This window comes from Mesorhizobium sp. A556, from assembly GCF_054489545.1.
In genome coordinates, this window is sequence record NZ_JBTMXA010000001.1 from 299,776 (window position 1) to 321,980 (window position 22,205).

Annotated in this window: 19 protein-coding genes and 1 tRNA gene; 9 read left to right on the forward strand and 11 right to left on the reverse strand. The window is 61.4% G+C overall.

The window, feature by feature from the left end:
• Positions 1 to 162: 162 nt before the first annotated feature.
• A complete protein-coding gene (locus ACX3P0_RS01505; RefSeq protein ID WP_459086068.1) occupies positions 163 to 3,153 on the reverse strand; it encodes an Rne/Rng family ribonuclease in 2,991 nt (996 codons plus the stop codon).
• 77 nt (positions 3,154 to 3,230) lie between these two features.
• Here ACX3P0_RS01505 and ACX3P0_RS01510 point away from each other — a divergent pair, with 77 nt between their 5' ends.
• The 5 genes from ACX3P0_RS01510 to ACX3P0_RS01530 all read left to right on the forward strand — a co-directional run bounded on the left by ACX3P0_RS01510 (position 3,231) and on the right by ACX3P0_RS01530 (position 9,719).
• Positions 3,231 to 3,779, forward strand: a complete 549-nt coding sequence (locus tag ACX3P0_RS01510) for a hypothetical protein (RefSeq protein WP_459086070.1) — start codon at positions 3,231 to 3,233, stop codon at positions 3,777 to 3,779.
• Between the two features lie 82 nt (positions 3,780 to 3,861).
• The gene (locus ACX3P0_RS01515) at positions 3,862 to 5,043 is read left to right on the forward strand and encodes an N-acetylmuramoyl-L-alanine amidase (protein ID WP_459086846.1); all 1,182 of its coding nucleotides are present in this window, start codon (positions 3,862 to 3,864) and stop codon (positions 5,041 to 5,043) included.
• Between the two features lie 204 nt (positions 5,044 to 5,247).
• The gene (locus tag ACX3P0_RS01520) at positions 5,248 to 7,692 is read left to right on the forward strand and encodes a penicillin-binding protein 1A (RefSeq protein ID WP_459086071.1); all 2,445 of its coding nucleotides are present in this window, start codon (positions 5,248 to 5,250) and stop codon (positions 7,690 to 7,692) included.
• A 128-nt stretch (positions 7,693 to 7,820) separates the two neighbouring features.
• Positions 7,821 to 8,952, forward strand: a protein-coding gene (gene prfB / locus ACX3P0_RS01525) for a peptide chain release factor 2 (protein ID WP_459081104.1) whose coding sequence is annotated in 2 segments (ribosomal slippage) — positions 7,821 to 7,886 and positions 7,888 to 8,952 — 1,131 coding nt in all. Because the reading frame shifts where the segments join, the coding sequence is not laid out codon by codon here.
• 119 nt (positions 8,953 to 9,071) lie between these two features.
• Positions 9,072 to 9,719 (forward strand): OmpA family protein, encoded by a 648-nt coding sequence (locus ACX3P0_RS01530; protein ID WP_459086073.1) that lies wholly within the window; start codon positions 9,072 to 9,074, stop codon positions 9,717 to 9,719.
• A gap of 543 nt (positions 9,720 to 10,262) precedes the next feature.
• Here the strand turns inward: ACX3P0_RS01530 and ACX3P0_RS01535 are convergent.
• Together ACX3P0_RS01535 and ACX3P0_RS01540 are read right to left on the reverse strand one after the other, a co-directional pair.
• Positions 10,263 to 11,837 carry a DEAD/DEAH box helicase gene (locus tag ACX3P0_RS01535; RefSeq protein ID WP_459086075.1) on the reverse strand — a complete coding sequence of 525 codons (1,575 nt, stop codon included), beginning with the start codon at positions 11,835 to 11,837 and terminating at the stop codon, positions 10,263 to 10,265.
• A 201-nt stretch (positions 11,838 to 12,038) separates the two neighbouring features.
• Positions 12,039 to 12,812, reverse strand: coding sequence for an NAD kinase (locus ACX3P0_RS01540; RefSeq protein ID WP_459081110.1), 774 nt, complete (start codon positions 12,810 to 12,812; stop codon positions 12,039 to 12,041).
• 532 nt (positions 12,813 to 13,344) lie between these two features.
• Here ACX3P0_RS01540 and ACX3P0_RS01545 point away from each other — a divergent pair.
• Positions 13,345 to 14,148, forward strand: coding sequence for a lipopolysaccharide kinase InaA family protein (locus ACX3P0_RS01545; RefSeq protein ID WP_459086077.1), 804 nt, complete (start codon positions 13,345 to 13,347; stop codon positions 14,146 to 14,148).
• A 69-nt stretch (positions 14,149 to 14,217) separates the two neighbouring features.
• On the opposite strand, the gene ACX3P0_RS01550 is transcribed toward ACX3P0_RS01545, so the two are convergent.
• The 6 genes from ACX3P0_RS01550 to bhcR all read right to left on the reverse strand — a co-directional run bounded on the left by ACX3P0_RS01550 (position 14,218) and on the right by bhcR (position 16,778).
• Positions 14,218 to 14,526 carry a hypothetical protein gene (locus tag ACX3P0_RS01550; RefSeq protein ID WP_459086078.1) on the reverse strand — a complete coding sequence of 103 codons (309 nt, stop codon included), beginning with the start codon at positions 14,524 to 14,526 and terminating at the stop codon, positions 14,218 to 14,220.
• A 107-nt stretch (positions 14,527 to 14,633) separates the two neighbouring features.
• Positions 14,634 to 14,924: a PRC-barrel domain containing protein gene (locus tag ACX3P0_RS01555; protein ID WP_459083063.1), complete on the reverse strand. Its 291-nt coding sequence runs from the start codon at positions 14,922 to 14,924 to the stop codon at positions 14,634 to 14,636.
• A gap of 100 nt (positions 14,925 to 15,024) precedes the next feature.
• Positions 15,025 to 15,360 (reverse strand): hypothetical protein, encoded by a 336-nt coding sequence (locus ACX3P0_RS01560; RefSeq protein WP_459086079.1) that lies wholly within the window; start codon positions 15,358 to 15,360, stop codon positions 15,025 to 15,027.
• Positions 15,361 to 15,376: 16 nt separating this feature from the next.
• Complete coding sequence (locus ACX3P0_RS01565; protein WP_459086081.1) at positions 15,377 to 15,613, reverse strand: hypothetical protein; 237 nt, start codon at positions 15,611 to 15,613, stop codon at positions 15,377 to 15,379.
• A 175-nt stretch (positions 15,614 to 15,788) separates the two neighbouring features.
• A tRNA-Thr gene (locus tag ACX3P0_RS01570) sits at positions 15,789 to 15,864 on the reverse strand.
• Between the two features lie 92 nt (positions 15,865 to 15,956).
• Positions 15,957 to 16,778: an HTH-type transcriptional regulator BhcR gene (bhcR, locus tag ACX3P0_RS01575; RefSeq protein ID WP_459086082.1), complete on the reverse strand. Its 822-nt coding sequence runs from the start codon at positions 16,776 to 16,778 to the stop codon at positions 15,957 to 15,959.
• A 205-nt stretch (positions 16,779 to 16,983) separates the two neighbouring features.
• On the opposite strand from bhcR, the gene gcl reads away from it, so the two are divergent.
• Genes gcl through ACX3P0_RS01590 form a run of 3 tightly spaced genes read left to right on the forward strand, consistent with a single transcriptional unit; the run spans position 16,984 to position 20,487 of the window.
• The gene (gene gcl / locus ACX3P0_RS01580) at positions 16,984 to 18,765 is read left to right on the forward strand and encodes a glyoxylate carboligase (RefSeq protein WP_459086083.1); all 1,782 of its coding nucleotides are present in this window, start codon (positions 16,984 to 16,986) and stop codon (positions 18,763 to 18,765) included.
• A 12-nt stretch (positions 18,766 to 18,777) separates the two neighbouring features.
• On the forward strand, positions 18,778 to 19,575 hold the full coding sequence (hyi, locus tag ACX3P0_RS01585; protein ID WP_459086085.1) for a hydroxypyruvate isomerase: 798 nt from the start codon (positions 18,778 to 18,780) through the stop codon (positions 19,573 to 19,575).
• A 24-nt stretch (positions 19,576 to 19,599) separates the two neighbouring features.
• On the forward strand, positions 19,600 to 20,487 hold the full coding sequence (locus ACX3P0_RS01590) for a 2-hydroxy-3-oxopropionate reductase (protein WP_459086086.1): 888 nt from the start codon (positions 19,600 to 19,602) through the stop codon (positions 20,485 to 20,487).
• Positions 20,488 to 20,544: 57 nt separating this feature from the next.
• On the opposite strand, the gene ACX3P0_RS01595 is transcribed toward ACX3P0_RS01590, so the two are convergent.
• A complete protein-coding gene (locus ACX3P0_RS01595) occupies positions 20,545 to 20,859 on the reverse strand; it encodes an antibiotic biosynthesis monooxygenase family protein (RefSeq protein ID WP_459086088.1) in 315 nt (104 codons plus the stop codon).
• A 31-nt stretch (positions 20,860 to 20,890) separates the two neighbouring features.
• Positions 20,891 to 22,198, reverse strand: coding sequence for an energy transducer TonB family protein (locus tag ACX3P0_RS01600; protein ID WP_459086090.1), 1,308 nt, complete (start codon positions 22,196 to 22,198; stop codon positions 20,891 to 20,893).
• Between the last annotated feature and the right edge of the window lie 7 nt (positions 22,199 to 22,205).

The following is a 22,205-nucleotide window of genomic DNA, read 5'->3' on the forward strand; positions in this document are numbered from 1 at the left end:
TAAAGTAGATTGCCGTCGTAGGCTGCGATTTCCATTTGTTTTTGGCTGCCTTGCGCCGGCGCTGGGCAATGCCTTTCCGACCCGTTCAGTAGCAAAAAACCCCGCGCGGTCTTTCGACCGCGCGGGATTTTTGTCAGGTGTTCGGTTTAACTATTTGAAATCCTAGAAGAAACCCTTGCGCTGCCACCAACCGGCGCGCTTCGGCTTTCCCTCGGTTTCTTCTTCAGCCTCAACTGGCTTTGCCTTTTCAGCCGGCTTGGCCTTTTCTATAGGCTTGGCTACCGGTGCTTCGGCGGCCGTCGAGGAAACGACGGGTGCCGCAGCAGGTTCGGTAACAGCTTCCGCTGCAGCCGCGGCCGGCTTGCGGCGGGGCGCGCGGGGCTTGGCCGGCTTCTTCTCGGCCGGCGCCGCCGCCACTTCCTCAGCCACCGGCTCGGCAGGTGCTTCTACCGGCGCTTCGGCAACGGCCTCGGAAACCTCTTCCACAGCCGCCGCCTTCTTCGGCTTGGCTACGCGGCGCGGCTTCTTCGGCTTTTCTTCCGGCTGTACTTCGGCCGGAGCAGCCACAGGCTCTTCAGCCGCTGGAGCTTCGGAGATGGCATCGCCTTCGGTTGCGACCGGGGCTGCATCGCCTTCGGCGTTGGCTTCGGCGGCCTGTTCGCCTTCGTCCGGGCGATTGCGCTTTCCGCCGCGCTTGCCGCGCCGACGCTTCTTGCCCTGTGCGTCGTCGGACGCCTCGGTCACGTCGTTGGTTGAGGCTTCCGTCGCATGGGCAACAACGCCGTCGCCGTCCGTTCCTGCAACGGCGGGTTCGCCATTCTCGGAGGTGGCGTCGCCCGCAGTCGATTCGTGGCCGTTTTCGCCGTTGCCGCCGCTTTCGCCGTTGCCATTGTCGCCATGCTCGGTATCGCCGTGTTCGCGATCCTTGCCGCCACGACGCCGACGCCGACGCCGACGCTTGCGGTCACGGCCTTCGCCGTCTTCGCTTGGCCGGGCATGCTGCTGCTGGGTCTGGCGGGGCGTTTCCTCGGCTGCGGCTTCGGAAGTTTCTTCGTCCTCTTCCTCGACGATTTCCGGCTCTTCCGGCTCGTCATAGACGGGAAGGGCGCGCGCTTCGACGAAGCCGACCGGCTTTTCTGCAACCGGGCCGCGTGCGATCGCGTAAAGCTGAGCGCCGACCGTGTCGTCCGCTTCGATGGTGATCGTCAGGCCGAAACGGCTTTCCAGTTCGACCAGCGTGCCGCGCTTGTGATTGAGCACGTAAAGTGCCGTTGCCGCCGGGGTGCGCACGGTGATGTGGCACTTGGAATCCTTGAGCAGGAATTCCTCGATCGCACGCACCACGGCCAGTGCCACCGACGAGTCCGAGCGCACATGGCCGGTGCCGCCACAATGCGGGCAGGGCTTCATGGTCGATTCCAGCACCGAGGCGCGGATGCGCTGGCGCGACATCTCCATCAGGCCGAAATGCGAGATGCGGCCGACCTGGATGCGGGCACGGTCGTTCTTGAGATGATCCTTCAACCGCTTTTCGACAGCGCGGTTGTTGCGGTTCTCCTCCATGTCGATGAAGTCGATGACGATGAGGCCGGCAAGATCGCGCAGCCGCAACTGGCGCGCCACTTCCTCGGCCGCTTCCAGATTGGTGTGGAGCGCCGTTTCCTCGATCGAATGCTCCTTGGTGGAACGCCCGGAGTTGACGTCGATCGCGACCAGCGCCTCGGTCTGGTTGATGATGAGGTAGCCGCCGCTTTTCAGCGTCACCTGCGGCTGCAGCATGCGGTCGAGTTGCGCCTCAATGCCGCTGCGCACGAAGATCGGCGTCGTGTCGCGATAGGGCTGCACCACCTTCGCATGGCTGGGCATCAGCATGCGCATGAAGTCCTTGGCCTCGCGATAGCCGTCCTCGCCAGAGACGAGCACCTCGTCGATTTCCTTGTTGTAGAGGTCGCGCACCGACCGCTTGATCAGCGAGCCTTCCTCATAAACAAGGGAAGGGGCCGTCGACTGGAGTGTCAGGTTGCGCACATTCTCCCACAGGCGCATCAAATATTCGTAGTCGCGCTTGATCTCGGCCTTGGTGCGGCTCTCGCCTGCGGTACGCAGGATAACGCCCATCCCCTGCGGCACCTCCAGATCGGCGACGACTTCCTTGAGCCGCTTGCGGTCCTGCGCGTTGGTGATCTTGCGCGAAATGCCGCCGCCGCGCGCGGTGTTCGGCATCAGCACCGAATAGCGGCCGGCAAGCGACAGGTACGTGGTGATGGCGGCACCCTTGTTGCCGCGTTCTTCCTTGACCACCTGCACCAACAGGATTTGGCGGCGCTTGATGACTTCCTGGATCTGGTATTGGCGGCGCGCCGGCTTGCGGCGGTTGCGCACCTCTTCCAGCGCGTCTTCCGCGCCTACCGATTCGATCTCGTGGTCGTCGTGGCTGGCGTGGTGGACTTCCTCCAGCATGCCGCGATCGTTGTCGTCGGAGGTCGCCTCCGTGGGCTCGCCAGCCGGCGCTGCTTCGGAAATCACGTCGGCGTCGACGCTGGCCGCAATCGAGGAGCCGCCTTCGTCGGGCGATTCGGTCTCAGTAGCGGCGGCGGCAGGCTCTTCGGTTTCAGCAGCGGCAGCGGGCTCTTCGCCATTTTCAGGGGGAGCGGCTTCCTCGGTGTCGAGCGCCTGTACGACGCCACGATCCTCGGTCTCGTCGCCGTCTTCGCCGGCGCCGTTTTCATCGTCGTTTTCGCTGGCTGCACCGGCTTCAGGGTGATGTCCGGCGCGCTCGCGGCCCTTGCCGCCACGGCGGCGTCCACGACGGCCGCGGTCATTGCGGCCTTCGCTCTCTGTTTCTTCGTTCTCCTCGTCTTCGGCTTCCTGCGCTTCGGCGCGCAACAGCGCCTGACGGTCGGCTACGGGGATCTGGTAGTAATCGGGGTGAATTTCGCTGAAGGCGAGGAAACCGTGCCGGTTTCCGCCATATTCGACGAAGGCTGCCTGAAGGGAAGGTTCTACGCGCGTTACGCGAGCGAGGTAGATGTTTCCTTTAAGCTGCTTCTTGTCCTGCGATTCAAAGTCGAATTCTTCAATACGGTTGCCGCGAACCACGACGACGCGTGTTTCCTCCGGGTGGGAGGCGTCTATTAGCATCTTGTTGGGCATTGTTTTGTGTCCTTCCGGCAGCCGCCAGCAGCCGCCAGCCGGGCAAGGCCCGCCGCCGTGGAACTGGATTTGTGTGCATGCCGGATAATTGTGTGTCCGCTGGCCGCAGCCTGAGCGCAATGGCGGTGCCGCCCGCAGCCAAAATGGCGCGGTTCAATGCGGACCTTTCCAGAGTTGCGTCTAAAGCCATCGTCGCCAGCATAACGTTTTTGAACCAAAGCCCGGAAAACCCGGACCAGCTTGTTTGCTCATACAGAGCCGGCGCGGGACAAACCCATGCCGTTTTCCTCACGCAGACGATTCCCCCGCCACGGGCACACGCCTGCGAAATCCGTCGCAATCACCCAGCCTTTATCGCTTTATGCGAGGGCCGCCCTTGGTTTCGCCTTCGACAGGAAGTTGCGTGGAAGGGCGGTTCCAGGATTGCAGTGATCCACCATCGCTTTTATGGTCAGGCGGGGTGGAAGGCAACCCTATTTCCAATGCCGGCAAAAAGGCGCATCGGCTGCGTTGTCGCGGAAAAAGGGTTGGTTAACCTTCTCTGGATACCAATCGTTAATCAGCTTCGGGCTGACCCGCGATGGCGAACCGCCTTCAAGAAAAAACGTCCTGTCGAAAGCGGCTGATACCGAGATGGAGCTTAAAGCGTTCACGAGCAAGAGGGCCTGCGCTGCCTGCCATTTCGGCAGCGTCGTGCTTTTCCTGTTGATGAGCGTCGTTCTTCTTGCTCTTTCGCCGCCAGCCAGCGCCGCGGATGCGCCGCTGCGGGCGTTGTCCTTCAAGATGGCGGGCGACGCCACCCATATGCGCATCGTCATGAATTTCGACCGCGAGCCGGACATAAGGTGGTTTTTGCTGCGTGGCCCCAACCGCATGGTGGTCGACCTGCCTGCCACGCATTTTTCGATCAATCCCAAGGATTTGAAGGCGAGGGGATTGGTCAAGCATGTGCGCTACGGTGCGCTCGATGGCACGGCCTCGCGGCTAGTGCTGACCGGTAAAGGGCCGTTCGCAATCGACAAGCTCGAGGTGCTCAAGAACGACGATGCAACCGGCTACCGCCTGGTCGCGGATCTGTCGGCGGCATCCGAACGGGAATTCGACGAAGCGCTTGCGGTGCAGGCGCAAACCACCGGCTCGACCGTTTCGACCGACAAGAGCAGCCGGGTCGGCGCTCCTGTCGCGCCTGCCCCTTCGCATCGCTTCACCATCGTCATCGATCCGGGCCATGGCGGCATAGACGGCGGAGCCGAAAGTGCCGGCGGTACGATCGAGAAAAACGTCACCCTGGCCTTCGCAACGGAATTGCGGGACAAACTTGCGGCCACCGGCAAGTACGATTTGTTCATGACCCGCGACAAGGATGAGTTCCTGCGCCTCGACGACCGGGTGCGCATCGCCCGCCAGCATGAAGCCGATTTGTTCATTTCGGTTCATGCGGATACCATCAATTTGAAGGGTATCCGGGGCGCGACGGTCTATACCGTCTCCGACAAGGCGTCCGACGCGGAAGCGCAGGCGCTTGCCGACCGCGAAAACCTTTCCGACCAGCTCGCCGGCATCGAGATCAAGAACGACAGCCCCGAAGTGACCGACATCCTGATCGACCTGATCCGGCGCGAGACACATTCTTTTTCGATGCGTTTTGCCAACACGCTGGTCGGGCAGTTGTCGAGCAGCGTCGGCCTGATCAACAATCCGCACCGCTACGCCGGGTTCAGGGTGCTCAAGGCCCCGGACGTTCCATCGGTCCTCGTCGAACTGGGCTATTTGTCGAACGCCGAGGATGAGGCGCAACTGCTCGATCCGGATTGGCGCGACAAGGCGACCGCAAGCATTGCCAACGCCATCAAGATTTTCGCGTCCGCCAAAACCGCGGCGGGAGGCTGAGATGCCTCTCCGTCCTGAGAGACGTTGCCCGCACACAACACAGGCCGTGTTTATTTCCGGCACCGGAAACCGATTTTATCGATCGCCGCATTTTGTCCACATCCTGGCGACATGGGTTCGCGATTGCGGATCGGCTCCGTTCCAGAACCTTGCGCGCGAGGCTGGTTTGTTTAGGAAAATGCCGGACCATGGACTGGAGCGGGCATGATTCGTCTTATCGGCTATTTTTTCGGCATAGGCACGACGCTGGCGCTGCTCGTTGCGGCGGGCGCGGCCATCTATGTCGGCCACCTGACGAAAGACCTGCCGGACTATGAGGTGCTGGCCAAGTACGAGCCGCCGGTAACGACGCGCATCCACGCTTCCGATGGCGCGCTGATGGCCGAATATGCGCATGAGCGCCGGCTCTATCTGCCGATCCAGGCTATTCCAGACCGGGTGAAGGCTGCCTTCATGTCGGCGGAAGACAAGAATTTCTATACCCATCCGGGCGTCGATATCATGGGCATTGGCCGCGCCGCGTTGCGCTACGCCACCGGTGGCCCGATGCAGGGTGGTTCGACCATCACGCAACAGGTCGCGAAGAACTTCCTGCTGACCAACGAACGCTCCATCGACCGCAAGATCAAGGAAGCGATCCTGTCGTTCCGCATCGAGCAGGCCTATTCCAAGGACCGCATCCTCGAACTCTACCTGAACGAGATTTACTTCGGGCTTGGGGCCTATGGCATCGCCGGGGCCGCACTCACCTATTTCGACAAGTCGGTGAATGAACTGACCCTGGCTGAAACCGCCTATCTGGCGGCGCTGCCCAAAGGGCCTTCGAACTATCACCCCTTCAGGCATGCCGACCGTGCTGTCGAGCGCCGCAACTGGGTCATCGATCAGATGGTCGAGAACGGTTACGCCACCCATGAGGAGGGTGACAAGGCCAAGGCCGAGCCGCTTGGCGTCACGCCGCGCCACGGTGGGACTTATCTGTTTGCCGGCGAGTATTTTACCGAAGAAGTACGCCGCGAGATCATTGCGCGTTATGGCGAGGCGGCGCTGTACGAGGGCGGGCTGTCGGTGCGCACCACGCTCGACCCCAAGCTTCAGCTCATTGCGCGCAGGTCGATGCAGAACGGCCTGATCAAATACGACATGCTGCGCGGCTATCGCGGCCCGGTGACCACGATCGATATGTCGGGCGACTGGGGTGTGCCGCTGGGTGAAGTAAAGGGCCTGGAAGACGTGCCCGAATGGTCGCTGGCCGTTGTGCTCGACAGTTCGGCAACCGGCCTGACCATCGGCTTGCAGCCTGACAGGCAGGCATCGGGAGAGCTGGTCAAGGAGCGCGCGGAAGGCACTGTTTCCAAAGAAGATATGAGCTTTGCCATGCGCCATATCGTCGACGGCAAATCGCTCAAGGCAAAATCGCCGGCAGAGGTGCTGAAGGCGGGTGACGTTGTTTTCGTGCAGAAGAAAGAGGGCGCCGAAGGCGCTTATCTTCTGCGCCAGGTGCCGAAAGTGGAAGGCGGCCTGGTCGCCATGGACCCGCATACCGGCCGCGTGCTGGCCATGGTCGGCGGCTTTTCCTATTCGCGTTCGGAATTCAACCGCGCCACGCAGGCGATGCGCCAGCCCGGTTCGTCGTTCAAGCCGATCGTCTATTCGGCAGCCCTCGACAATGGCTATACGCCGGCCTCCGTCATCATGGACGGGCCGATCACCATCAAGAGCGGCAATACGGTGTGGACGCCGAAGAACTATGACGGCCGGGTTGCCGGGCCGGCAACCTTGCGCTCGGGCATCGAGCGTTCGCGCAATCTTATGACGGTTCGCCTAGCCAACGACATGGGCATGAAGCTTGTCGTGGAATATGCGGAGCGCTTCCGCGTCTATGACCATCTCGCGCCCTACCTGCCGATGGCGCTCGGTTCGGGCGAGACGACGGTGATGCGCATGGTTTCGGCCTATTCGATCATGGCCAATGGCGGCAAGTCGATCAAGCCGTCGCTGATCGACCGCATTCAGGACCGTTACGGCAAGACGGTGTTCAAGCAAGACGGTCGCGGCTGCGAAGGCTGCAACGCCGCCGCCTGGGACAACCAGCCGGAGCCGGAACTGATCGACAATTCCGAGCAGGTGCTCGATCCGATGACGGCCTACCAGATCACGTCGATGATGGAAGGCGTCGTGCAGCGCGGCACCGGCGCCACCATCAACGAGCTTGGTCGCCACATCGCGGGTAAGACGGGAACGACCAATGACGAGAAGGACGCCTGGTTCATCGGCTACACCCCCAATCTCGTGGTCGGCCTGTATTTCGGCTACGACCAACCGAAGGGGCTTGGCCATGGCGCGACCGGCGGCGGCCTTGCGGCTCCGGTGTTCAAGGATTTCATGCGCGTGGCGCTTGAAGGCAAGCCGAACATCGACTTCAAGGTGCCAGAAGGCATGAAGTTGATCGCCATCAACCGCAAGACCGGCATGCGGGCTGGCGAGGGCGAGGCGGGCACCATCATGGAGGCGTTCAAGCCCGGCACCGGCCCGGCCGACAGCTATTGGGTGATCGGCATGGGCGACGACGGTTCCAACGGTGTCGGCGGCGAGCTTTCGCCGAGCGCCAACCAGGCGATCCAGTCGGGCGGCGGCGGTCTTTATTGACTTTGGCGCGATGAATGGGTGGGCTCGCCTGCCGGCGGGTCCATTTGGCTTTACAGGCGATGACCGCGTCCGTATGTATCGCGCCGACTGAAGTTCAATCTCACGCAATCAAGGTAGATCAGCCAGCCATGCGCGCGGAAACGCTGAATATTGTCGACGAAATCAGGCAGGCCATAACCCTGCTGAGGAGGCATCTTTGACTGGGATCAGGCCATAAAGCGGCTTGAGTATCTGAATGTCCTGGCCGAGGACGCCAGCCTCTGGAACGATCCGCAGGAAGCGCAAAAGCTCATGCGCGAGCGTCAGGAGCTTGAAGACGGCATCACGGCGGTAACGCATTTCACGCAGGCGCTGGATGACAATATCAGCCTGATCGAAATGGGCGAGGAAGAGGGCGACGAAAGCATCGTTGCCGAGGCGGAAGCCTCGCTTCGCGCCATGCAGGGCGAGGCCAAGGCGCGCCAGGTCGAGACCTTGCTGTCCGGCGAAGCCGATGGCAACGACGCCTATCTGGAAGTCCATGCCGGGGCGGGCGGCACTGAAAGCCAGGACTGGGCCTCGATGCTCTTACGCATGTACACGCGCTGGGCCGAGCGCCGCCGCTTCAAGGTCGAGGTGCTGGAAGTGCATGACGGCGAAGAAGCCGGCATCAAGTCCGCGACCGTGCTGATCCGGGGGCACAATGCCTATGGCTGGCTGAAGACCGAGTCCGGGGTTCACCGGCTGGTGCGCATATCGCCCTACGATTCGAACGCGCGCCGGCATACGTCCTTTTCCAGTATCTGGGTTTACCCGGTGGTCGACGACAAGATCGACATTGCCGTCTCCGAGTCCGATGTTCGCATCGATACCTATCGCGCGTCCGGCTCGGGCGGCCAGCACATCAACACCACTGATTCGGCTGTCCGCATCACCCATATCGCCACCGGCATCGCGGTTGCCTGCCAGGCAGAGCGTTCACAGCACAAGAACAAGGCCAAGGCCTGGGAAATGCTGCGCTCGCGCCTTTACGAAGAGGAACTCAAAAAGCGCGAGGCAAGCGCGAACGCAACGGAGGCGTCGAAGAGCGACATTGGCTGGGGCCACCAGATACGCTCCTATGTGCTGCAGCCCTATCAGCTGGTGAAAGACCTGCGCACGGGCGTCGAAAGCTCCAGCCCATCCGGCGTGCTGGACGGCGACCTCGACGAGTTCATGGAGGCGTCGCTGTCGCAGCGAATCGAGGGCGGCGCGGGCGAAGCCGTGGCCGATCTGGACTGACGGTGGGCCGGATTCGGCCCGTTGCGTTCCATATTTGGCCGCATTTCATGCTACAAGTCGCCGGGAAGGGTGACCGGTTCGCTTTTTCACGCGGCCGCAATTTGAGAGGGACTTAATCCATGAAGAAGACCGTGATCGCCATTATGGCGACCGCTTTCCTTGCAAGCGCCTGCACCACCGATCCCTATACGGGCGACCAGAAAATTTCCAACACGGTCGGTGGCGCCGGCATCGGTGCGCTGGCAGGTGCGGCACTCGGCACGCTTGCAGGCGGCAACGACCGTCGCAATGCGCTGATCGGCGCGGGCATTGGAGCCTTGGCCGGCGGCGCCATCGGCGCGACCATGGACCAGAACGAAGCCGAATTGCGCCGGCAGCTTGAGGGCACTGGTGTCGGCGTCACGCGTAACGGCGACCAGATCATCCTCAACATGCCGTCCGACATCACCTTCGCCTCGGACCAGGATTCGGTGAAGGCGGGCTTCTACCCGACCTTGAACTCGGTGGCCCTGGTGCTGAAGAAATTCAAGCAGACTACGGTGGACGTGTTCGGCCACACCGATTCGACCGGAAGCGACCAGCACAATTTCGATCTGTCGCAGCGCCGCGCGCTTTCCGTCGCCAACTATCTGGCCGGGCAGGGCGTCGACCAGCGGCGTTTTGCGGTTACCGGTTTCGGCGAAACCCGTCCGGTAGCTTCCAATGCGACGACTGACGGCCGCGCGCAGAATCGCCGCGTCGAGATCCAGCTTTCGCCGCTGACTTGAAGGTGAGGGGGAGGGCGCGCGCCACTCGATTGCGCGTCTCTGCCCTGTTATCAAACACGAAAACGGCTCCGCGAGGGGCCGTTTTCATGTTCGGCTAAAGCATGTCTCCCGAAAGTGGGCACCGGTTTCGGGGCAAAGTCATGCGACAAAACAACGACCTAAGGCACGGCAAGCGAATCTGAAAGATCGCGACGGGCTTTAGGTTTTCCTGACCCGCTTGGCTGTTCCTATCCCGAGCCATGGATTCCCGACACGCTCCGCTCCCTACGGTCGGGAATGACGGATTTTCTTTGCGTCTACGCCAATCTCCAACGCCGGCGGTTGGGGAACGCTCCTCGCAACTCGTCATTCCCGGCCGCGTGAGCGACCGCAAGGAGCGGGGCGTGTCGGGAAACCATGGTGTGGACTCGAAGGCGGCAGAGTCGTTGAAGGATAGCCGAGAGCATCGGACCGAAAAGTGAATACCAGCTTTCGTAAAATCCGGTGCTGAAACAAAGAGATAGAGCGGAGGCCCGGATTTACCCAGGCGTCCGCTACTCGAGATCAGACCTTGGCGACGATGCGCATGAAGGCCGGCACATCTTCGCCGAAACCTACCGTACCGTCATTATCTTCCTGATGATGGCGGGGGGAGCGGTCGTTGTCGCGCCGCGGCGGGCGCGTGTCGCCGCGTTCGGCGGTTCGCTCGGGCCTCGCCTTGCGCTCCGTGTTTTCGCTGCGGATCGCTTCCTTGCGCTCGGATCGTTCGCTGGTTTCAGCGCCGGGCGCTTCCGCGACAACCGGCTGACGCTCGGGCTTGGCCGCTTCTACCGTGCTATCGCCATGCTTTGCATGACGCTCGCCGCGCGGCTTGCGATCACGCTTGTTGCTGTCGTCGTCCTTGCGGCCGGCGCGGCGTGGTGCACCACGGCCCCGGCGGGGCGCGTCGTCCTCGGCATCGCTGGCCACCACTGTCGAAAGGTCGCCATCGTGCCATTCGATCTTCTGGTTGATCAGCTTTTCGATCGCATCGATGTATTTCGTGTCGGATTTGGTCGCGATGGTGAAGGATTTGCCGGAGCGACCGGCACGGCCGGTGCGGCCGATCCGGTGGACATAATCTTCCGCATGGATCGGCACATCGTAGTTGAAGACATGGCTGACGTCGGGAATATCGAGCCCGCGCGCCGCGACGTCGGAGGCAACCAGAAGCTTCAGCTTGCCGTCGCGGAAGGCGGCCAGCATCTGCATGCGCGCGCGCTGGTCCATGTCGCCATGCAGGGCACCCGCATCGAATTCGTGCTTGGTCAGCGAGCGGAACAGTTCGGCGACCTCGACCTTGCGATTGCAGAAGATGATCGCGTTCTTGAGGCTTTCGCTTTCGGCGTTGATGAGATCGCGCAGCACCTGCCGCTTGTCCCATGATTTCGAACCGGATTTCACCAGGCGTTGCGTGATGTTGATCGCGGTGCTGGCGGCTTTGGAAACCTCGACGCGCACGGGCGCGTGCAGGAATTTCTCCGTCAGCTTGGTGATTTCGGGGGGCATCGTCGCCGAAAAGAACAAGGTCTGCCGGGTGAACGGAATCATCTCGCAGATACGTTCGATGTCGGGAATGAAGCCCATGTCGAGCATGCGGTCGGCCTCGTCGATGACGAGGATTTCAACGCCGTTCAACAGAAGCTTGCCGCGCTCGCGGTGGTCGAGCAGGCGTCCCGGCGTCGCGATCAGCACATCCGCGCCGCGCTCCAGCTTTCTTTCCTGGTCATCGAAGGAAACGCCGCCAATCAAAAGCGCGATGTTCAGCTTGTGGTTCTTGCCATAGCGAATGAAGTTCTCTTCGACCTGGGCGGCCAGTTCGCGCGTCGGCTCAAGGATGAGCGTGCGCGGCATACGGGCGCGGGCGCGGCCTTTTTCGAGGCGGGTAATCATGGGCAGCACGAACGCCGCCGTCTTGCCGGTTCCCGTCTGGGCAATGCCCAGCACATCCTTGCCCAGCAAGGCATGCGGAATGGCTCCGGCCTGGATCGGCGTCGGCTGCGTATAGCCGGCATCGGTGACTGCGGAAAGGACCTTGGGCGAGAGGCCAAGGTCTGCAAAACTCAACGCTTCTTCAGCGGGGTGGCTGTCTGAGGACAATGGTGACGGTCTTTGGCTGGTTCGGGGAGCGCGACCTTGGTCGCGGCTAGCGCCTCGCGCTTGCTGTAACATCCAACGCGATAGGCGCAAGTCCACGATTTGTCAACACAAACGGGCCGGAATGCCGCAATTGTGCTTGCGTAACCTTAATCGCGGCGATTGGGCGTTCGAGCCATGCCGTCTGGCCGCACCGTCTGGCGCTCAGTAGCGAAACTGTTCCGACAGGATGCGCTCGTTCCACGAATGGCTTGGATCAAACAGAAGCGTAGCCGTCATTGTCACCGATTCGCGCACGGTCACCGATGTGGCGCCCTTTACCTCGGTGTGGTCGGCTGCGGCGTTGACCGGTCGCTTTTCCGCTTCCAGAATGTCGAAGCGCACGACCGCCTTGTCCGAGAGCAGCGCGCCGCGCCAGTTGCGCGGGCGAAAGGGGCTGACCGGCGTCAGCGCCAGCAGCGGCGCGTCCAGCGGCAGGATCGGGCCATGGGCGGAAAGGTTATAGGCGGTGGAGCCGGCCGGCGTGGCGATCATCACGCCGTCGCAACTCAGTTCCTCCAGCCGCACCTGATCGTCCACGGTGATGCGTATCTTGGCGGTCTGGTAGGATTGCCGCCACAAGGCGACTTCGTTGATCGCAAGCGCCGAGATCGTCTCGCCGCATGCGGTCGCCGCCTGCATTTCCAGCGGGCGGATCGTTTCCGGCAGCGCTGCCTCGATGCGCTCCGGTAGGCCGCCCGAGCGGAACTCGTTCATCAGGAAGCCGATGGTTCCCCTGTTCATGCCATAGACCCGCTTGCCGGTGCCCATGGTGTCGCGCAGCGTCTGCAGCAGGAAGCCGTCGCCGCCCAATGCCACGACGATATCGGCCTCTTCGAGCGATGCCTGTCCATAGCGTTTGGACAGGCTGGCAAGCGCGGCCTTGGCGTCGGCGGTATCGGATGAAACAAAGGCGAAACGGCTGGCGATTTTGCTTATGGCTCCATGATGGCGGCGATCTGGACCGCTTCGAACCGGGGTAGCATGGCGCAAGCGCGCTGCAAAGGGATGGCCGGCTAGCGCGATTTCGAGGTCGATACGGCCGCGCCGCGTCAAATCGTTAAAAATGCCTTCATCTCTCATAAAGCAGGGGAACTTATGCTAAGGTCGATGGGTCGCGTGGGGCTGACCAGACGAGATTGATCATTGCCCCTGTTGCGTATGCTTATCGTTTTCCTGATGCTCGGAACCTTCGCTGTCGTCTTTGCCCAATTGGTGCGCCAATCGGACGAGACGAGTACGAGGCCAACCGACTTTCGCTGCGGCGACGGGGCCGGCACGGTTTGCCTGACGCAGCGTATGCCATAGGTTTGAATGCGGATATGCCGCGGCGTGGAAGCCACCGCATGTCTTACTCCAAAACCGGTTCTTACTTTCGGAAGACATGCTAAGTCAGGTCAATGCATAGGCTTCCTTGTGCGCTCTCGCCGCGCTATGTATGCGGCTAACTAATCAAGAGCGCACGCAAATCATGGCGGTTTTACAAGAACACCCGGACGAAAGCCACTGGGCAGCACTCGCCGCGCAATCGACGGACCGCATCCAGCGAGCCGCTGTCGGGACGGAATTGGTGTGGATCAAGTCTATCGACGTGAAGACGCTGCACCTGGGGCACTATCTGCAGAGCCTGCTTTCGATCGGCCTGCCTGGAACCGTCTTTCGGCCCGCGACGCTGGAGCGCGGCGAAGACGCAGCGAAGGGGGAGGCGGCGAGGATGGCCGCGTTCGCGAAAGCGGGCTTTCCGGTTCCTGACGTTCTCTATCAGGGAAAAAGCAAACTGATTCTGAGCGACTGCGGCGATTCGATACAGGAGCGCCTGAGTGCCTTGCGGCAGGCCGGTGAGGAAGCCGGGCACGACGCGTTGCTTATTGCGATAGCCGAGAGCATGGGTCGCGTCCATGCCGCGGGCCTCGTCCATGGGCGACCTCATCCCCGCGATATGTTCGTGCGGGACGATGCGGTCGGTTATCTGGATTTTGAGCAGACGCCGCTTCGGGTCATGAAACTGGATCGCGCCCAGGCGCGCGACGCGTTGTTCATCTTCGCTTTCATTTGCGACATGGCGATGCGCGGCGATACCGCCGAACGCGCCTTCGCTGCGTGGTCGGTCAATGCACCGGCTGACGCCAAAAAGCAGCTTTCGCGCGCCATTTCGCAAATGAAACCACTGATTATCGTCGGCTCCTGGATTGCCAGGATAAAACTCGGTGCCGATCTGCGCCGTTTCCTGGCCGGCACGAAATTCCTGCTGATGATGCTGCAAATCGAACTCTAACAATGCAGCGGCCAGCCGGGCCCGTTCTCTAACCTCATGGCCGTTCTACGCGGCAGGCCTCAACAACCGCTACATTTGGTCATTGTATGGCTCTTTGGTCTGCCCGACCATCTTCGCCAATTCAGGAAATGAGAGGGTGTCTGTTTCGCCCTGCGCGTTGTTTGCTGCCAGCAGGAGTCGAATCGGAAAACAAACCGCGTCCCTGTTCGCTGGCGACATATCTTCGGACAATCGCTCGTCACCGGTCAATGACGCCTCGACCTGACGAAGTGCACGATTAAGGTCGTCAACTGAGATGATCCCCTTGTGAACAAGGGTGTTGTTGATCGCGGCCACGGCCATCAAAAGCCCTTCAATCTGAGGGTTCGCCACGTTCATCCTGATTTCCACTTCTTGATAAACGGTTCTCCATTTGGAGAATGTTCGGCCGGATCATCGTCCCGTGGCGGCAAATCCCCGCCACGGTCCATGTGCCTCGTTCGGTATTACCGAGCGTCGTGATGCTCTGGCATGTCTTTGAGCTGGTCCTTGGTCCATGACGTTAGGGCATGAACGTCGCCATCCTCATCACGCATGAAGTCGAGTTCGGACGCAGATACGGCTACTGGTTTGGCGCCGATACCAAGGAAACCGCCAACGTCGATGACGACCTGGCTGCCGTGAATGTGGTCAACAGAGCCGATCTTCTCGTCGTCCGGGCCATAGATGGTGGCGTCCTCCAGGATTTCAGGTGTCAGTTCGTTGGTGGTGAGCCGTACGTGATTTGTGTGGTCCATGGTCAAACTCCTCTTGGGTTGGACTGACCCAACCCGGAGATGGACGTTCTGTTCCCCAAGAAGCCACTAGTTTCAGACTTAACGGTCGAACACAAAGGGTCTATCTGTCGGGAAGAGTGAATGGTGGAAGCCTCAAGGAAGCAGCCCCGCATTCGTGCCATTCCATGGTAGCGTTGGGCTCGCCTTCCTTGCCGTAGCACCAATCCCTTTCGTTGAGGGCGGCGCCATACGCCGACCGGGACATGCATGAGACCTCGACTTTAACGTCGTGGCTCTTTGAAAGACGACAGATGGAATCGGCATCCTCATAAAGATGGATCAGCTCTGGTACGGTTTCGGTCGCCTCCGGAAACTGCATCGTGGATTGAGCCGCCGTGCCGTTGGCCGTTACCATAAAAATCGACAGCACTATGCAATAAGCCGAGAGACGGAACATCTAAGCCTCCTGTCCACTATTGTTTTTGTGCGCGACGCTTTTTGAGCGCGACGATCGTGAAGATCGCGAGCACTGCAAAAACGACGGTGAGAATGGGAGTAGCGTAAAAGACAGCAACCAATTCGCAGGTGCCGTCCTGGCAGGTCCCGAGGTAGCCCAACCGGGCAAGGACCATTCCGGCAGCCAGTGCGAGCCCAAGGCAAGCAGCCAAAGCCAGCACAGCGTAGAAAACGCGTAACATCAAAACCAGCATGACCATCTCTCGCAATAGTCAGCCTGCCCGCAGAGCGAAGACTACAACGAAAAGTGGCAAGAGGGAGGCGTCGCCGGAAATTCTAAACCAGCGGTGGAAGCCGAAAATGATGAAGACGGAGGAAACAAGTTCCTGATCTCATTGATACCAAGTAGTTGTAATAAAAGAGAAATATTGGTGCCCCCGGACGGAATCGAACCGCCGACCTTCGGTTTACAAAACCGCTGCTCTACCAGCTGAGCTACAAGGGCATCGCGCACCGGTTAGCATATTTGCCGCGCCAGTAAAGTCCATTTCTGATTTCGGGTATGGCTGCCGGCGGCTTCACTCCTGGAAGCCGGCCTCAAGGCGCTTCCATTCCGCCGATCATGGCGGTTATTTGCGCTGCTGCGTCCCGCACCACCGGGCCGATCTGGATGACACGCTCCGGCGTGACCCTCACAGTCGGGCCTGAAACCGAAACGCCGCCAATCGGCTCCCCGAATTCGTTGAAGATGGCGGCGGCGACGCAGCGCATGCCGAGGTTGCGCTCCTCGTCGTCCACGGACCAGCCGCGTTGCCTGATTGCTTCGAGGTCATGTGCGAGGGCGGGCAGGGTGGACAGCGTCCTGTCGGTGAAGGCTTCCAGCCCGGCCTTGCGGGCAATGACGGCGACCCGGTCGCCGTCGAGATGCGCCAGCACCGCCTTGCCGATGCCCGAGGCATGGAACGCCGTGCGCGTGCCGGGGCGGAAGAAAGCGCGGATGGTCTGGTGCGTCTCCACCTGACTGACGAAAACCACGCAATCGTCTTCCGCCAGCCCCAGATTGGCGGTCTCGCCGGTCTTTTCCATCAATTCCTGCATGACAATTCGGGCGCGGTCGACCAGCTTTCGACGGCGCAGGAAGGCTGCGCCCATGCGGTAGGTCTCGACGCCGATGGACCAGAGCTGGTCCGTCTTGTCGAACTCGACCATGCCGTGGTTTTCCAGCGTGGTCAGCATGCGGTAGGCGGTGGAGGCGGCGATGCCGGATGCTTCGGCGATCTCGCTCAGCGACAGGCCCGAGCCTTCGGCGACGATGGCGAGGATGCGCAAGGCTCGGTCGAGCGACTGGACGGAAGTGGCCTCCGCCGGTCCGTTGAAGGCGCGCGGGCGGCCGCGCTGGCGTTTTTCACGTGCTTCCATGTCTCGATCTGCACTCAATTCGGCCGCTCATGCAATAAAAAAGTTTTTCATTCGATGTGACGACCGCTGCAGTGAAAAATGAAAACACCAATGTAATCAATATATGGAATCACATTTTCAATAATGAAAAATTATTCTGAAAAAATTGAAAAATGAACGGGACGCTGGCAGGATCGCTTTATCAAACGATGATGGAGGGTTCGAAATGGCAAAGATGCGCGCTGTCGATGCGGCGGTTCTCGTGCTCGAAAAAGAAGGCATCACCTGCGGCTTCGGCGTGCCGGGGGCCGCGATCAATCCATTCTATGCGGCGCTGAAGGCGAGGGGCACGGTTCGCCACATTCTCGCCCGCCATGTCGAGGCGGCCTCGCACATGGCCGAAGGTTATACCCGTGCCGCGTCCGGCAATATCGGCCTGTGCATCGGCACGTCCGGTCCGGCCGGCACGGACATGATCACCGGGCTTTATTCGGCGGCGGCGGATTCGATCCCGATCCTGTGCATCACCGGCCAGGCGCCCCGCGCGCGGCTCAACAAGGAAGATTTTCAGGCGGTCGATATCGCGGCGATCGCAGCGCCGGTCACCAAATGGGCGGTCACGGTCATGGAGCCTTATCTGGTTCCGATGGTGTTGCAGAAGGCGTTCCATTTGATGCGCTCTTCGCGCCCCGGTCCGGTTCTGGTCGATCTGCCGGTCGATGTGCAACTTGCCGAGATCGAGTTCGATATCGATGCCTATGAGCCGATGATCCCCTTCAAGCCGACCATGACCCGTGGCCAGGCCGAGAAGGCGCTGGCGATGTTGAACGCGGCACAAAAACCGCTGATCGTTGCCGGTGGCGGCATCATCAATGCCGACGCTTCCGATCTGTTGATCGAATTTGCCGAGATCACCGGCGTACCGGTCATCCCGACACTGATGGGCTGGGGTACGATCCCCGACGACCACCGTTTGATGGCCGGCATGTGCGGCCTGCAGACCTCGCACCGCTACGGCAACGCCACGATGCTGGAAGCCGATTTCGTGATCGGCATCGGCAACCGCTGGGCCAACCGCCACACCGGTTCGGTGAACGTCTATACCAAGGGGAAAAAATTCGTTCATGTCGATATCGAGCCGACGCAGATCGGCCGCGTCTTTGCGCCGGACCTCGGCGTCGTTTCCGATGCGGGCGCGGCGCTGAAAATGCTGCTCGACGTTGCCACAGAGTGGAAGACGGCAGGGAAACTGCGTGACTGGTCGGGCTGGGCGAAAGAATGCCAGGCGCGCAAGAAGACGATGAAGCGCAAGACGCATTTCGACCAGGTGCCGCTCAAGCCGCAGCGCATCTACGAGGAGATGAACAAGGCGTTCCCACGCGACACCACCTATGTCACCACGATCGGGCTCAGCCAGATTGCCGGCGCGCAGTTCCTGCATGTCTACAAGCCGCGCAACTGGATCAATTGCGGGCAGGCCGGTCCGCTAGGCTGGACGCTGCCGGCAGCGCTCGGCGTGCGTGCGGCCAAGCCCGACGCCCATATCGTCGCGCTGTCCGGCGACTATGATTTCCAGTTCATGATCGAGGAACTGGCGGCCGGCGCGCAACATAAGCTGCCCTACATCCATGTCGTCGTGAACAATGCTTATCTCGGCCTGATCCGCCAGTCGCAGCGTGGTTTTTCAATGGATTACGAGGTCAGCCTCGCCTTCGAGAACGTCAACACGGTTGGTCACGCGGAAGTCGGCTACGGCGTCGACCATGTCGCAGTCGCCGAAGCGATGGGCTGCAAGGCGGTGCGCGTGCGTCGGCCCGAAGAGTTTGCCGGGGCCTTCAAGGAAGCGGAACGCCTGATGAAGGAGTTTTCGGTTCCGGTCGTGCTCGAGTTCATCCTGGAGCGGGTCACGAACATTTCCATGGGCACCGAGATCGACAATATCACCGAATTCGAGGACCTTGCCGAACACAATGAGGATGCGCCGACCGCCATCGTCATGCTCGACTAAGAGGAAACACACATGCCTAGATTTTCAGCCAATTTGTCCATGCTGTTTCAGGAGCATGCCTTTCTCGACCGCTTCGATGCCGCCGCAGGAGCCGGCTTCAAGGGGGTGGAGTATCTCGGTCCCTACGACCATACGCCGGAGGAGGTGGCCGCGCGGTTGAGGAAGAACGGCCTCAGCCAAGTGCTGTTCAACCTGCCATCCGGAAACTGGGCCGGCGGCGAGCGCGGCATTGCCGTGCTGGTGGACCGGGTCGAGGAATTTCGGGCCAGCGTCGACACCGCCATCGCCTATGCCGAAGCGCTCGGCTGTCCGCAGGTCAATTGCCTGGCGGGCATCGCGCCGGCGGGCGTGGCCTACGGCCAGGTCGAGGATGTGTTCGTGGAAAATTTGAAATTCGCCGCCGACAGGCTGGAAAAGGCCGGCGTGAAACTGCTGATCGAGGCGATCAATACGCGCGATATTCCGGGCTTCTTCCTCAATACCTCAAAGCAGGCGCTGGCGATCATCGACCGCGTCGGCTCGGGCAATCTCTATTTCCAGTACGACATCTATCACATGCAGATCATGGAGGGGGATCTCGCCCGTACCATCGAGGAAAACCTCAGCCGCATCGCGCATATCCAGCTTGCGGACAATCCCGGTCGTCACGAGCCGGGGACGGGCGAGATCAATTATCCGTTCCTCTACGAGCATATCGACCGCATCGGCTACGAGGGCTGGGTCGGGGCCGAATACAAGCCGAAGGCCGGCACCGAAGCGGGGCTGGGCTGGTTTCGCGAACTGAACGGCAAGGCAAGCGCTGCGGCGTAGTGGCAAGGGGCATTGGAGGGTAAAATGGAAACCATCGGCTTTATCGGCCTCGGCATCATGGGCGCGCCGATGGCGGGGCATTTGCTCGACGCCGGCTACAGCGTCGTCACCAGCGATCATCGCGGCCCGCCGCCGGCCGACCTCGTCGCCAAGGGCCTGAAGGCCGTCGCCAGCAGCGAGGCGGTCGCGAAAGCCGCCGACGTCATCATCACGATGGTGCCGGATACGCCCCAGGTGGCGGACGTGCTGTTCGGCGAAAACGGCGTTGCCAGCGGGCTTTCCAAGGGCAAGCTGGTCATCGACATGAGTTCGATTTCGCCCATCGAGACGAAGGAATTCGCCAAGAAGATCAACGAACTGGGGTGCGATTATCTCGATGCGCCGGTGTCCGGCGGCGAGGTCGGCGCCAAGGCGGCGTCTCTGACCATCATGGTCGGCGGGGAGGACAAGGCGTTCGAGCGGGCAAAGCCGATCTTCGACAAGATGGGCAAGAACGTCACGCTGGTCGGCCCGAACAGCGTTGGCCAGACCACCAAGGTGGCGAACCAAATCGTGGTGGCGTTGACCATCGAGGCGGTGGCCGAAGCGCTGGTGTTTGCGTCAAAAGCGGGTGCGGACCCGGCCAAGGTGCGGCAGGCGCTGATGGGCGGGCTGGCGGCCTCGCGCATTCTCGAAGTGCACGGCGAACGCATGATAAACCGGACTTTTTCGCCCGGATTCCGCATCGAATTGCACCAGAAAGACCTCAATCTGGCGCTGGAAGGGGCGAAATCGCTCGGAATTTCGCTGCCAAACACCTCAACCACGCAGCAATTGTTCAATTCCTGCGCCGCAAATGACGGGGCGAAAGAGGACCACTCGGCACTGGTGCGGGCGCTGGAGCGCATGGCCAACCACGAAGTCGGCGACTGAGCGCTCCGCTTACGATGTGAAGACCCGCAGCGGCAACGCAACGGGTCTTCGTCGTTGTCAAGCGCCTTCGACGGCCGAAAAGCCTTCGAACGTCGGATGGCCGAAGGTCGTCAGCTTGCTGGTGCCGGCATTCTTGTGGGAGTCGCGAAAGTTTTCGGATTTCGTCCAGGCTACGAAATCGTCCTGGCTTTCCCAAACAGTATGGGACGCGAACAGCGTAAAACCCTTCTCTTCGTTGAAGGCACTGCGCAGTAGGTGGAACTGCTGGAAGCCCTTCATTTCCGAAAGGGTCGACTTGCGGTTCTTCCACACGTCTTCAAAGGCTTCCTCCTGGCCGGGCTTTACCTGGAAACGGTTCATGGCGATGTACATGGCTTTCCTTTCTGGCAGTACGTTGAATGGATCAGAACGGGCCGATCGGCAGGGTGAATGCCCAGCTCGAACGTCCCGCTTCCGCTGGGATCGGCGGGAAGGGGGCGGCGCGCCGGATGATGGCGAGAGCGGTTTCATCAAGCCCCGGCGAACCTGAACTTCTGACCAGCCGCACGGCGCCGACGCCGCCCTGCGCGCTTACGACAAAGGACACCTGGGCATTGTTGCTGGCCTTGGCCTTGTCCGTTCTGGATAGGCTGCGCGAGGCGCGCCGCAGTTTTGCGGCGACCTTGCCCGGATAGTTGGAGACCGCAGCGTTGCCGGCGGAAGAAGAACGCGCGCCGCCCTTGCTGGCGATCGCGGTTTCGCCGTCGATCTGTCCGCTCGCCACGCCGCGCTTGGAATCGGCCTGATTTGCGCCGCCCGAACCGGCTTTGGGTTTGCTCGGCTTCGGCTTGGCCGGAGCTTTTTTTGCCTGCTTCTCGACCGGCTTTGGCGTCTCTGCCGGCTTTTCCCGGCGGACGGGCCTGGGCTCCGGGATCGCCTCGACGATTTCAGGTGTTTTTATCTCTTCCTCGGTTACGGGCTGCGTCACCTGCGGCGGCGGCGCTTCCTGCACGGGTTCGACGGATTCGGCTTGAACCGCCTGTTGCACGACGTTGTCGGAATCCGGCTGTGGCGAAGCTGCCGCGAGTATTTCAGGTGCAGGCGTGGTCGCGGCGGCCGGATCGGGTGTCTCCGGCTGCACGCGCTCGATCTCGCTGGGGGCGGGGGCAAGATCCGTTACCGGTTCCAGCACCTCGGTTGCGGGCGCTTGCTCGGCAGCCTGCTCGACCGGCTGGGCGGCTTCGTCGGTCACGACCGCTTTTGCTTCGACGATCTCCACGGGCTTGGCATTCACCATCGGCACCAGTGTCACCTGGGTTACGTCGCCGGCCATCGCCTGATCTGCGTCGGCATTGCCCGCCACCATCATGCCGGTCTGGTCCGCGCCTTCGATCTGCGTCGGGTCGTCCTGCGAGGGCCACCATTGCGGCGTGGTCAGAAGAACCATCGCCACGGCGGCGTGAAGCACGCAGGAGGCAACGACCGCTATCGGCCATCTTTTCGCATGGTTCACCGACCGGGCCGGGACCCCGCCAAGCTTCTCCTTTGGCGCGGGCAGCGGCTCTGCGCCGATGTCGATGCTTGTGTTGTCTTCGGTCATGTCGCGTAGCGAGATTTGGAGCGCGCCGCGCGGAATGGCAAGGGTCGGGTCGCTGGGCTCTAACGGCAACGCGTCCGGCCCGGCCAGGGGCCAGGCCAGCGTGCTGCGCGAGAAAGAGGGTTCCAGTCCCAAGGCGATA